11 protein-coding genes are annotated in these 12,122 nt (G+C 68.0%); 6 read left to right on the top strand and 5 right to left on the bottom strand.

Annotation, left to right across the window (positions count from 1 at the left end; all coding sequences use genetic code 11):
- Positions 1-106 precede the first annotated feature (106 nt).
- From AC1RHV_RS03440 to AC1RHV_RS03425, 4 genes are all read left to right on the top strand, one after another.
- Entirely contained in the window at positions 107-1,879 is a 1,773-nt protein-coding gene (locus tag AC1RHV_RS03440; RefSeq protein ID WP_192352147.1) for a thiamine pyrophosphate-requiring protein, read from the top strand.
- 44 nt (positions 1,880-1,923) lie between these two features.
- Positions 1,924-2,124, top strand: a complete 201-nt coding sequence (locus AC1RHV_RS03435; protein WP_054454284.1) for a hypothetical protein — start codon at positions 1,924-1,926, stop codon at positions 2,122-2,124.
- A 45-nt stretch (positions 2,125-2,169) separates the two neighbouring features.
- Positions 2,170-2,508 (top strand): ElaB/YgaM/YqjD family protein, encoded by a 339-nt coding sequence (locus tag AC1RHV_RS03430; RefSeq protein ID WP_054454286.1) that lies wholly within the window; start codon positions 2,170-2,172, stop codon positions 2,506-2,508.
- Between the two features lie 82 nt (positions 2,509-2,590).
- Positions 2,591-3,700: a DUF748 domain-containing protein gene (locus AC1RHV_RS03425; RefSeq protein WP_119449203.1), complete on the top strand. Its 1,110-nt coding sequence runs from the start codon at positions 2,591-2,593 to the stop codon at positions 3,698-3,700.
- Here the strand turns inward: AC1RHV_RS03425 and AC1RHV_RS03420 are convergent.
- Genes AC1RHV_RS03420 through AC1RHV_RS03410 form a run of 3 tightly spaced genes read right to left on the bottom strand, consistent with a single transcriptional unit; the run spans position 3,690 to position 6,675 of the window.
- Positions 3,690-4,721 (bottom strand): lysylphosphatidylglycerol synthase domain-containing protein, encoded by a 1,032-nt coding sequence (locus AC1RHV_RS03420; RefSeq protein ID WP_492299724.1) that lies wholly within the window; start codon positions 4,719-4,721, stop codon positions 3,690-3,692. The genes AC1RHV_RS03425 and AC1RHV_RS03420 overlap by 11 nt on opposite strands.
- Positions 4,718-5,911 carry a cardiolipin synthase ClsB gene (gene clsB / locus AC1RHV_RS03415; RefSeq protein ID WP_119449204.1) on the bottom strand — a complete coding sequence of 398 codons (1,194 nt, stop codon included), beginning with the start codon at positions 5,909-5,911 and terminating at the stop codon, positions 4,718-4,720. Before clsB ends, AC1RHV_RS03420 begins: the two co-directional genes overlap by 4 nt.
- A complete protein-coding gene (locus tag AC1RHV_RS03410; RefSeq protein ID WP_054454294.1) occupies positions 5,908-6,675 on the bottom strand; it encodes an endonuclease/exonuclease/phosphatase family protein in 768 nt (255 codons plus the stop codon). The genes clsB and AC1RHV_RS03410 overlap by 4 nt, the downstream gene beginning before the upstream one ends.
- Positions 6,676-6,860: 185 nt before the next feature.
- Here AC1RHV_RS03410 and AC1RHV_RS03405 point away from each other — a divergent pair, with 185 nt between their 5' ends.
- Positions 6,861-8,498 (top strand): ABC transporter ATP-binding protein, encoded by a 1,638-nt coding sequence (locus tag AC1RHV_RS03405; protein ID WP_492299723.1) that lies wholly within the window; start codon positions 6,861-6,863, stop codon positions 8,496-8,498.
- A gap of 11 nt (positions 8,499-8,509) precedes the next feature.
- On the opposite strand, the gene AC1RHV_RS03400 is transcribed toward AC1RHV_RS03405, so the two are convergent.
- On the bottom strand, positions 8,510-9,223 hold the full coding sequence (locus tag AC1RHV_RS03400; protein WP_492299722.1) for an MgtC/SapB family protein: 714 nt from the start codon (positions 9,221-9,223) through the stop codon (positions 8,510-8,512).
- Positions 9,224-9,405: 182 nt separating this feature from the next.
- Positions 9,406-9,768: a hypothetical protein gene (locus AC1RHV_RS03395; protein ID WP_492299721.1), complete on the bottom strand. Its 363-nt coding sequence runs from the start codon at positions 9,766-9,768 to the stop codon at positions 9,406-9,408.
- A gap of 737 nt (positions 9,769-10,505) precedes the next feature.
- On the opposite strand from AC1RHV_RS03395, the gene AC1RHV_RS03390 reads away from it, so the two are divergent.
- The gene (locus AC1RHV_RS03390; protein ID WP_492299720.1) at positions 10,506-12,083 is read left to right on the top strand and encodes a TerC family protein; all 1,578 of its coding nucleotides are present in this window, start codon (positions 10,506-10,508) and stop codon (positions 12,081-12,083) included.
- The last annotated feature ends 39 nt before the right edge of the window (positions 12,084-12,122 follow it).

Below are 12,122 nucleotides of genomic sequence, written 5' to 3'. Positions count from 1 at the left end.
CAAGCGCCGTGCCCGCGCCGGCACCGTCGCAGGCGTTAGAACGCCGGGAACGGCAATTGCTGATTCAGGCGTTCTGTCGGAATGCAGGCAAACGCGGGAGCATCGAATGAAGACTGTGGCGGACTTTGTGCTGGAACGGCTGTCGCAATGGGGGGTCAGGAGGATCTACGGCTACCCAGGGGACGGCATCAATGGCCTGATCGGCGCATTCGGCCGCACCCAGGAGCCGTTGGAGTTCGTCCAGGCCCGCCACGAAGAGGCCGCCGCGTTCATGGCCTGCGCCCACGCCAAGTTCACCGGCCAGGCCGGGGTCTGCCTGGCGACCTCCGGTCCAGGCGCCATTCACTTATTGAACGGCCTGTACGACGCCAAGCTGGACCATCAGCCTGTCGTGGCCCTGGTCGGCCAGCAAGCCCGCAGCGCCCTGGGCGGCGACTACCAGCAGGAGGTCGACCTGATCAGCCTGTTCAAGGACGTGGCGCACGATTACGTGCAGATGGCCGCGACTGCCGAACAGGCGCGCCACATGATCGACCGTGCCATGCGCATCGCCCTGGAGCGGCGCAGCGTGACCTGCGTCATTTTTCCAAACGATGTGCAGGATTTGCCGGCGGTGGAAAAGCCCGCCCGCGAACATGGCACCGTGCCGACGGGCATAGGCTTGACCTCGCATGCCGGCGTACCCGGCGAGGCTGCGTTGCGCAATGCCGCCGACATCCTCAACCGCGGCGAACGGGTCGCCATGCTGGTCGGGGCGGGCGCGCTGCAGGCCGGCGCGGAAGTGCGCCAGACCGCTGAACTGCTGGGCGCTGGCGTGGCCAAGGCGCTGCTGGGCAAGGCGGCGGTGCCCGACAGCCTGCCGTACGTCACGGGCTGCATCGGATTGCTGGGCACGCAGCCCAGCTGGGACATGATGAACGAGTGCGACACCTTGCTGATGGTGGGCACGTCGTTCCCGTATTCGGAATTCCTGCCGCCGCCGGGACAGGCGAGGGCGGTGCAGATCGATCTGGACGGCCGCAAGCTCAGCCTGCGCTATCCCGTGGAACTTGGCCTGGTCGGCGACAGCCGGCTGACCCTGCAGGCGCTGATTCCCTTATTGCAGCCCAAGACCGCGCGCCGCTGGCGCGAACGCATCGAGGCCAAGGTCGCGCGCTGGCACGAAACCGTGGAGGCCCGCGCAATGGTGCAGGCCAAGCCGCTGAATCCGCAACGACCCTTCCTGGAACTGTCGAAACGGCTGCCGCCGCGCAGCATTCTGACCTGCGACTCGGGCTCGGCGGCGAACTGGTACGCGCGCGACATCGCGCTGCGCGAAGGGATGATGGGCTCGGTATCGGGCGGCCTGGCCACCATGGGCTGCGGCGTGCCTTATGCGCTTGCCGCCAAGCTGGCGCATCCGGATCGGCCCGTCATTGCGCTGGTCGGAGACGGCGCCATGCAGATGCTGGGCATGAACGAGCTGATCACCATCGCCCACCGCTGGAAGGACTGGGCCAACCCGACCTTGATCGTCATGGTCCTGAACAACGGCGACCTGAATCTGGTCACCTGGGAGCAGCGCGTCATGGGCGGCGACCCCAGGTTCGCGGATTCGCAATGGCTGCCCCAGCTTTCCTATGCGGAGTACGGCCGCCTGTTAGGCCTGGAGGGCATACGGGTGGACAGCCCGGACGCCGTGGGAGACGCCTGGGATCAAGCCCTGGCGGCAACCCGTCCGGTCGTGCTGGAAATGGTGACCGACCCCGAGGTGCCGCCCTTGCCGCCGCACATCCCGGCCAGGCAGGTGGCCGCGTACTTCCAGGCGCTGCGCAAGGAAGAGGGCGGCGCGGCGGGCGCGGCCTTGCGCGCGACCATCAAGCAATGGTGGGCCGGTTGAGGCCGCGGCCGCATCGATCGCATTCCGTCGTTCAGGAGCATGCCATGACCAAGTCCAAACCTTCCGGGCCCGCCCGGCCCGCGGACCCCAAGCAACCGGGTCCGGAGCAGCATCCCGCCGAACAGTCCAACCCCGACCCTGGCGGGCATGAGACCGACCGGCACGGCCGTTGGCCGCCCGACAGCCTGCCCAACCCCATGCCGGGACTGGATCCCCAGCAGACGCCGGGAATCGACAGGCTTTGACGGACCGCGGCCTTCCGCGGCACAGTTTTTTCACGAGGAGCACGTATGAACAAGCACCATGGATTGCGGGACATGTTTCAACCGGCCGACAACGCCACGCGCACGATGCGCGAGCTGATCTCCGGCACCGAGGCGCTCTTGCGCAGCACGGCTAGCTACGGCGGATCCGAGATCGAATCGGCGCGCGACAGCCTCAAGCACCAACTGGAGGCTGCCCGCGAACACGCCAAGGGCTGGGAACGGGCGGCCTGGGACCGCGCCAGGCATGCCTCCCATGCCGCCGACGAGTACGTCCACGAAAACGCCTGGAAGAGCCTGGCGGGCGCGGCGCTGATCGGCGTGCTGGCGGGGGTGTGCCTCATGTCCGACCATAAGCGCCGCTGAGCGCCTAATCCTTTTTGCCCATTGATGGGGCGGGGCGTTTCCAGGACCATGCTCGGATTGCGCCGCAACACCGGAATCCACGATGAACCTCGACCCAGCCGCGCCACGCCGCAGATCGCTATGGGGGAAAGCCTTCGCGGTCGTAACCCTGATCGCGGCCGTGGCCGTCGTGCTGGCGTTCGCCGCCCTGCGCATCGCCGAGCAGCGCATCGCCAACATGCTGGGGCCGCGCGGCGAGGTGGGACAGGTGGATATCGGCTACCGGCAGGTGATCCTGAAGGACGTGACGATATCTGGCGGCACGGGGCAGGCCAGCGCCCGCGCGCGGCACGTGATCCTGGAGCCGGAGTGGTCTGCCTTTCTGCGGCACGAGACCGTCTTCAAGACCGTCATCATCGAAGGCTTCGACTTCACCGTGGTGCGCAGGGCGAATGGCGACATGGACATCGCGCCCGCCTTGCAGTCTTCCTTGCGGGCCGGCGCAGGCAATGACGGCCAATCCCGGCGCAATACTCCGATCCGCATCGCGCAACTGATCCTGCGCGACGGCCGGCTGGATTTCGAGGACGCGGCGGTCTCCCGGCCCGCGCATCGGATCCCGTTTTCTGGCGTCCAGGCGAGCCTGCGTCCGCTGACCCTCCCCGGCGACGGCGCGCGCAGCGAGATGGAATTCTCCGGCAATGTCGAAGGCAACCGCAACGGCGCGGCCACGGTAAGGGCGCAAGGTTGGCTGGTGCTGGGCAGCACGGATGCCGACATCAAGGTGGCGGTGCGCAACATGGACATCCAGCATGCCGCGCCGTACCTTGCGGACAACGGCGCCACGTCCTTGGCTGCGGGCGCCATGGACCTGGACATGCGTACCGCCATCGCCAAGCGGCAACTGCAGGCCACGGGTACCGTGGCCCTGCGCGGCTTGCGCTTTGGCGGCAACGGCGACCTGTTTTCCTTGCCGCGCAAGGCGGTGCTGGCGGCGCTGAAGGACCAAAGCGGCACGCTGCGCTTCGACTTTGCCCTGGCGGGCGACCTGGACAATCCCAAGTTTTCCGTCACGCGCGGCTTTGCCGCCCAGGTGGCTCAGGGCTTCAGCCATGCGATCGGGGTGGGCGCCGAGGGCGCGGCCGAAGGCGTCACCGGCGCGGTGAAGGAATTGGGCAATGCCTTGTCGGACCTGCTCACGCCTAAGCCTTGAACGACTGGCCCGTGTTGTTGCCGCGGCCGCCGTCCGCGGCGGGCTGAGCGTGGCCCCCCGCGTGCGCGCGCCGGCGCCTGAGCTTCACCTCCATCACGCCAAAGGCTGCCAGCGCCAGGAACAAAGGCGCGAACGCATATAGCGCGCGGTAGGCCAATACCGCGCCCAGCACCTCGGGGGCCGGGATTCCTGGCGCGAGCGTGGCCACGAAGATGGCTTCTGTCGTGCCCAGCCCGCCCGGCACGCGGATGATCAAGGCCGCGAAGCTGGCGCACAGCAGGATGCCGAGCACCGCGGGATAACTGGCCTTGCCCTGCAGCAGCAGGTGGATGATGGCGCCCATGATCACCCACGACAATGCCGCAACCGCGCTCTGCGCCGCCGCCATGCCGGCGCGGGGCAACACGGCGTGCTGTCCCATCAAGGTCCAGGACCGCCGCGTGGCCCGCACACATACTGCCACGTAGCCGGCCGCCAGCAACAACAGCGCCGCACCCAGCACGCGTAGCAGATTCGAACCGATGGCCCACCCCTGCGGCACGGGCACGGCGCCCGCGACGAACAGCGCGCCAGCAACCCACGCGTAACCTACCCAGTTGGAGACCGCGGAAAACAGGGCCACCCGGGTCGCCACCGACTTGCGGCAGCCCAGCCGGGCGTACAGCCTGAGGCGCGCGCCCAGGCCTCCGAGCAGGACGCCCAGGCTCAGGTTCAGGGCGTAGCTCATCATGGCCACCCCCAGGGCCTTGGCCCAGGGCAGGGTATGGCGGGTGTAGCGCTTGCCCAGCAGGTCCAGGGCGCCATACGCCAGGTAGCCCGCCACGACCAGCGCGGCGGCGACAGCTATCGTCCCCGGCGGTATCCTGCGCATGGCGACCCAGACCTGGGCCCAGTCGATCGAACGGCCAAAGTAGTACAGCAGCGCCGCCACCAACGCCAATACGATCACAGGCAAGGCACGCTTGACTCGCGGCCAGCGGTGGCGCCAGGCGCGCGTCAGCGTGGAGCGGAACACTCTCATGCCGACTCCTCTTGCGCCGCGATGGGCAGCGACTTCAGGCGGGGCTTGTGCGCGGGCAGGCTGCCGGCCCAGGCGGGAAAGCGCCGCAGGAAATGGAATACCACCACGCCGATCCACAGCCGCCGCAAGCGCCGCCTGGATCCCTCGGGCAGCTCGATGCGCCGGCAATCCTGTTCGATGAGCCGGTCCAGGCTGCGGCGCAGCGCGGCGTTCAAACCGGCGTCGCGCGCCACCACGTTGGCCTCCAGGTTCAGCGCCAGGCTGAGCGGGTCCAGGTTGCTGGAGCCGATGGTGCTCCAGTCGCGGTCCACGCAGGCCACCTTGCCGTGCAGCGGACGCTTGCAGTACTCATAGATCTCGACGCCTGCATCGATCAGATAGTCATACAGCATGGACGCCGCCAGCCGCGCGACCAGCACGTCGGGTTCGCCTTGCAGCAGCAACCGTACGCGCACGCCGCGGCGAGCGGCGTTGGCCAGATCGTGCAGCAACTGATAACCAGGGAAAAAGTAGGCGTTGGCGATCAGCACGTCTTCGCGCGCGGCGCGCACGCCGGCACGGTAATAACGTTCGATGTCCGTCTGGTGCTCGATGTTGTCGCGCACCACCAGACGGCCGCCGCCGTCGCCCTCCGGCATGGGATCCAGACGCGCCGGCCGCCGCCGCTTGCGGGTCCACGCATCCACCGCGAGCGCCTCGCGCGCGTAGTCCGCGATGTCCGCGGCCAGCGGTCCCTCCACCAGCACCGCATAGTCCTGCTTGGCTTGCGGCCCGTAGTCCGGCAGGTGGTCAGCGGAAAAATTGATGCCGCCGACAAAGGCCATCTGGCGATCCACCGCCACGATCTTGCGGTGCATGCGCCTGAACACATTGGTGCGCACGCCGAGAAAGCGCGGGCGGGGATCGAATACGTGGACGCGGATGCCGCTTTCGGTCATGGCGCCGACGAAGGCGCCGTCCAGCTCGTCCGAGCCATAGCCGTCCACCGTCAGGTCCACGCTGACGCCGCGGCGGGCCGCGGCGATCAGGGCGCGCTGGAATTCCTGCCCCACGGCGTCGTCGAACAGGATGAAGGTTTCCACCAGCACTTCGCCGCGCGCCGCGGCGATCGCATCGAGCACGGCCGGAAAGTAGCCCGTGCCATTCTCCAGCAGCGTGTAGCGGTTGTTCTCGCGCCAGCGCAGGTTCATAGCGAGATCTCCGCGCAGATCGGCACATGGTCGGACAGGCGCGACCAGACCCGCGAGGCCAGCGGCACTGGTTGCCAATCCCGGACGTTGCGCACGTAGATGCGGTCCAGTCGCAACAGGGGCCAGCGCGCCGGAAACGTGCGGGCGGGGCGGCCCAGGCGCGACGTGAAGACCTCGCGTGTGCCGCAATCCCGCATCAGCGCGTCGGCGCGCAGGCGCCAGTCGTTGAAGTCGCCCGCGATCAGCAGCGGTTCGCCGGCGGGCACGCCTTGCGCCACCAGCTCGCACAGGCGGCGCAGCTGCTTGCCCCGGTGGCCTTCCAGCAGGCCCAGGTGCACGCATATGGCATGGACGGGCATGTCCAGCGAGGGCACCCGCAGCACACAGTGCAATAGTCCGCGGCCTTCGTGTCCATGCACCGTCACGTCATGGTTCTCGTGCTGTTCAATGGGATACCTGGACAGCAGCGCATTGCCATGATGTCCCGCCGGGTAGACCGCGTTGCGGCCGTAGGCAAAATCCGTCCACAGCGAGTCAGCCAGGAATTCGTACTGGGACAAGGCGGGCCAGCCCTGGTGCCGTTCCGCGTGCCCCTGGTGTTCTCCCAGCACTTCCTGCAGGAAGACGATGTCGGGGCTCGCCATCCTCAGCGCCTCGCGCAGTTCGTGCAGCATGAAGCGGCGGTTGAAGCTGGTGAAGCCCTTGTGCGTGTTCACGGTCAACACGGTCAGCGTGGTGGCATCGATGTAGCGGGAGGAGGGCATGGATGCTCCGGATGGGTCGATCCGCACAGCGGAGCAATCCGCGTTCCCAAAACGTAAAGAGGCGTAACCGCCGGGGTGGCGCCAGGCTTGTTGCGTCACAAACCGAATGAGCAAATGCGAAATGCGCAGTTCTCATCCGTGCAGGCCAGGCCTACGATCCGAAGCTTCTTCCTGGTGGACGACCCATGACCGAACTGCTGCGCATCCAGAACCTGACCGTGGACCTGCCGCCCGGCGCCGACCGGCCGCATGCGCTGCAGGACTTGTCGCTGAACATCAGCGCGGGCGAAATCGTCTGTGTGGTGGGTGAAAGCGGCTCCGGCAAATCGCTGACGGCCGGCGCGGTCCTGGGGCTGCTGCCCCAGGACGTGCGCGCCAGCGCCGGCCAGGTGCTGTGGGAAGGGCAGGATCTGCTGCGGCTGGCGCCCGAGGCCTTGCGCCGGCTGCGCGGCCAGCGCATCGGCATGATCTTCCAGGAACCGATGACGGCGCTCAATCCGCTGCGCACCATCGGCGACCAGATCGCGGAAGTGTTCCGCACCCATACCCGCCTGGGACGTGCCGATATCCGGCGCCGCACGCTGGACCTGCTGGAGTCCGTGCGGCTGCCGGACCCGCAACGGGCGCTGGGCGCGTATCCGCATGAATTGTCAGGCGGCCAGCGCCAACGCGCCATGATCGCCATGGCGCTGGCCCTGGAACCCGCCTTGCTGATCGCCGATGAACCGACCACCGCGCTGGACGTCACCACGCAGGCGCAGATCCTGCATCTGATCCACGACTTGCAGCGCCGCAAGGGCACGGCCGTGCTGTTCATTACGCACGACTTCGGCGTGGTCGCCGAGATTGCCGACCGCGTCGCGGTGATGCAGCGCGGCGTGCTGGTGGAAAGCGGCGCGGCGCGGCAGGTGCTGGAGCATCCGCGGCATCCCTACACGCGCGCCTTGATCGCAGCGGTGCCGCCGCTGGCGCCGGCCGCGGTCCGGCCGGAACTGCGGGGCGATGCGCCCATCATCCTGAGCGCGCAAGCCGTCTCCAAGACCTACCGCAAGCGCGGCTGGTTCGGCCGCCCGGGGCGCGAAACGCGGGCGCTGGACGACGTGACGCTGGCACTGAAGGAGGGCGGCACGCTGGGCATCGTGGGCGAAAGCGGGTCGGGCAAATCCACGCTGGCGCGCGCCTTGCTGGGCCTGGCGCCGCCGGACGCAGGCCGCATCACGCTGGCCGGCGCGCCCCTGGCGCTCCATGGCGGCGCAGCACGGCGCGAGCATGCGCGGCGGGTGCAGATGGTGTTCCAGGATCCCTATGGTTCATTGAATCCGCGCCAGCGCGTCGGCGAAATCGTGGCGCGCGGCCCGATCGTGCACGGCACGCCCAGGCGGGAAGCGCTGGCGCGCGCACAGGAACTGTTTGAACTGGTGGGCTTGTCGCCGGACGCCGTGCGGCGCTATCCGCATGAGTTCTCGGGCGGGCAGCGCCAGCGCATCGGACTGGCGCGCGCGCTGGCCATGCGGCCGCGCGTGCTGATTGCGGACGAGCCCGTATCGGCGCTGGACGTGTCGGTGCAGGCGCAGGTGCTGGCGCTGCTGGCGCGGCTGCGCGAGCAATTGGGCCTGTCCGTCCTCTTCATCACGCACGATCTGCGCGTAGCCGCGCAAATCTGCGACGATATCGCGGTGATGCAGAATGGACGGGTGGTGGAAGCGGGGGCCTGCGCCCAGGTCTTCGGCCAGCCCGCGCATCCCTACACGCAGGCGCTGCTTGCCGCCGTGCCGGGTCGGCGCTGGGATCCGGCCTCGGCGGCGTTGCGTCAGGCGGCCTGAGCCGCGCAACGCTATACCGTGCGGGCGGCCCAGAAGGCGGTGCGCACGGCGGGCGAGGCCGCGATGCTGGCGGTCACGCGGTCCAGGTCCAGCTCGTCGACCGAGGCTTCGCTCAATGCCGCTTCGATTTCGACTTCGTTCTCGCCGAACTGGTCTATCTTCAGTTCGGACAGGGGCAGCTGTTCGGTTTCGAGCACGTCCTCCAGCACTGTCATGGCCGCCTGCCGCTGCTCCACTTTCGCAATTACATGTATCACGGTCGTGACTTCGGTGGTCTGCGAGTCGACCGGCTGGCGGTTGACGTAGCTGACGACCGGGCGCAGCAAGGTGTTCGCCGCCAGCACGAAGGCGGTGGCGGCGACCGCTTCCAGGATCAACGATGCCCCGGCGCAGGCGCCGATGGCGGCGGAGCCCCACAGCGTGGCGGCGGTGTTCAGGCCGCGGATGCTGCCGCCTTCGCGCATGATGGCGCCGGCGCCCAGGAACCCCACGCCCGAGACCACGTAGGAAATGACGCGCGAGCCGCCATCGGCGCCGCCCACGCGAAACGCCAGGTCCACGAAGATGGCGGCGCCCACCGCCACCAGCACGTTGGTGCGCAGGCCGGCCGTGCGCTGGCGGAACTGGCGCTCAAAGCCCACCACGGAGCCCAGCACGAACGCGGTCAACAGGCTGATCAGGGTATTGGCCAGCGTGATGAATTGGATGTTTTCGAAGTTCTTCATCTTCTTCTCTCTCTTCTTCTACAGCATGTTATGGATGGGCGCGGACGGGCTCAGGGCAGGCGCCAGACCGACGCCAGGACCAGCAGCAGTCCGGCCAGCCAGATCAGCGCCAGCAGGACGACGCGCGCAATCATCAGGGTTTTGTACGGATCTTTCATGACAGCCTCCCGGCCGCGTTGGCGTCAGGCGGGCAGCACGGCGATGGCCGCGCCGGACTCGCATTCCCAGTGCACCCGGCGCACGTCCGGGCTCTGGCCCAGCCGCAAGGCGACCGCGCCCAGCAGGTTGCGCAGATGCGGCGGGCATTGCAGCGTGACGACGGTGGACGCCAACTGACCCGATTCGGCGCGCGATATCCGCACCGCCTGCACGTGCAGGTCCAGGTCGCGCAGTTCGTAATAGAGCTGCTTGCGCAGCGCGTTGAGCGTGTCGCCCAGGCTCACGATGGTGAATTGGTAAGTGGAAGAGGCCGTCTTGGGCGCTGCCGCCATGGGCGCGGCCGCGCCGGTCCGGTCCGGGAAGGGCAGGAATTGCTTGATACGCATGATCGTCTCCTTAGCGGGGAGTACGGTGGAAGGTCCACATGCATGCGCCGCGTGGCCGATGCGCAGGCGCGCGCAACAAGGCGCAACGCATCGCGTCGGCAAGCAGTAGGGGAGAGGGCTGGCGGTCCCGCGTCGGGGACCGAAGAGCCGGGTCCTGGCTTTCAGGCAGGACCGGCGCGGACTATTTCCGCGGATCCTGCGTCAAGCGGCGCTTGCAGTCGTGTTCCGACTACATCCGTCGTTGTCCACATTGATCTCTGGTGAGTTGAAGGTGCCCGCAGTATATCGTCGACCTAGGGTAAACACCAGTAAAAATGCCGCAAAGAAGCGAGTCCGCAGCATGGCATTGCCTGGGGATCCTCGGATGCGGGAGAGACCGGATTCATGTAGTATTCAGTTTCCCGTAAGAAAGAGAGCAAGGCGGGCGCTCTATCCGTTTGCTGCCCCGGCAGCCTGAGCCGTCCGCCATCTATGACCGAAGACCCACCCTCTAGCAGGGCGCCGCAAGCAAGCCGGCGCCCGGTGCCCAATCTTCCCGCCACGGCCCGGGCGCGCAGCCCGCAAGCCGATTCCATGTTCGCCGCCGCGGCCACGCCGCGCCTGGGCGGCCGCGCTCCGCCGGCCGTCCCTGGGGCCGTTCGCGCCCGCACTGAGTCTCGTGTCCGCATCCGCGGCGCATTCCCCTTGATCCTGTCCGGCGCCGCGTGGCGCACGGTCCCGATTTGCATGGAATCTCGATGATTTTCGATTGGATGTCCGACCCCACCGCCTGGCTGGGCCTGGCGACCCTGGTCGTGCTTGAAATTGTGCTGGGTATCGACAACCTGGTGTTCATCGCCATCCTGGCCGACAAGCTGCCGCCCGAACAGCGCAACCGCGCACGGCTGATCGGCCTGACGCTGGCGATGGTGATGCGCCTGGGCCTGTTGGCGAGCATCGCATGGGTGGTCACGCTGACCGAACCCATGTTCACGCTGCTGGGCGCTGAGATCTCCGGACGCGACCTGATCCTGATACTGGGCGGCCTGTTCCTGCTCTTCAAGGGCACCATGGAGCTGCATGAACGCGTGGAAGGCAGCGCCAGCCACGAGCAAGGCCAGAAGCCGCAGCATGCCGTGTTCTGGCAGGTGATCCTGCAGATCGTGGTGCTGGATGCGGTGTTCTCGCTGGACTCGGTGATTACCGCCGTGGGCATGGTGCAGGACCTCAGCATCATGATGATCGCGGTGATCGTGGCCATGGCCGTGATGATGCTGGCCAGCCGCCCGCTGATGGCTTTCGTGGGCCGCCACCCGACCGTGGTGATCCTGTGCCTGGGCCTCTTGCTGATGATCGGCTTCAGCCTGGTGGCCGAAGGCCTGGGCTTCCACGTGCCCAAGGGCTATCTGTATGCCGCGATCGGCTTCTCGATCCTGATCGAGCTGTGCAATCAGCTGGCGCGCCGCAATCGCGTCAAAGGCACGCACGCCCTGGGCCGCCGCCAGCGCACCGCGCAGGCCGTGTTGCGCCTGCTGCGCGCCGGCCGCGCCGGGCAGTCCGCCGGCCAGGCCGACGAGGTGGCCGCGCTGGTCGACGGCGCGGACGGCGAACCGGCTTTCGCGCCCGAGGAAAGCACCATGATCGAACGCGTGCTGTCCATCGGCGGGCGGGACGTGCGCTCCATCATGGTGGCGCGCGGCGACATGGTCTGGCTGGACGTGGCCGATACGCCGGAGGCCATCGTGCGCAAGTTCGGCAGCGGCCACTCCCGCCTGCCGCTGTGCGCGGGCGATCCGTCCAATGTGCTGGGCGTGCTGCACTTCAAGGACCTGCTGCCGCTGCTGCAGAACCCTGGCCCGATCGACCTGGTGGAGCTGGCGCGCGAGCCGCGCTACGTGATGGAAACCATGCCGGTGCTGAAGGTGCTGGACGAGTTGCGCGGTTCGCGCGAGCACATGCTGATCGTGGTCGACGAGCACGGCGTGTGCGAGGGCCTGATCACGCCCATGGACGTGCTGACCGCCGTTGCGGGCGACATGCCCGAGCATCAGGAAGACCAGCCCGAAGCCTTGCAGCTGGCGGACGGGACCTGGCTGCTGGAAGGCCGCCTGGCCGTCGCTGAAGCCGCGCGCCTGCTGGACGCGCCGGACCTGGCCGAGGAGTACCCCGACGCCACGCTGGCCGGCTGCCTGTTGCGCGCCGGCGGCCGGATCCCTGACGCCGGGGACGCGATCGAGTGGCGCGATTGGCGCTTCGAGGTCACCCGCCGCGACGGCCTGCGCATCGACCAGGTGCGCGCCAGCCTGATGCGCGCAGAGGCGCCGCAAGCCGGCTGATATCGCTCGACCGGCGCCTGCACCACGATGGGGATGCCT

This window comes from Achromobacter sp. GW823-FHT04E03 (genome assembly GCF_058796095.1).
Note: the sequence above shows the minus strand (reverse complement) of the source record. Positions and strands in the feature narration are given on the sequence as shown.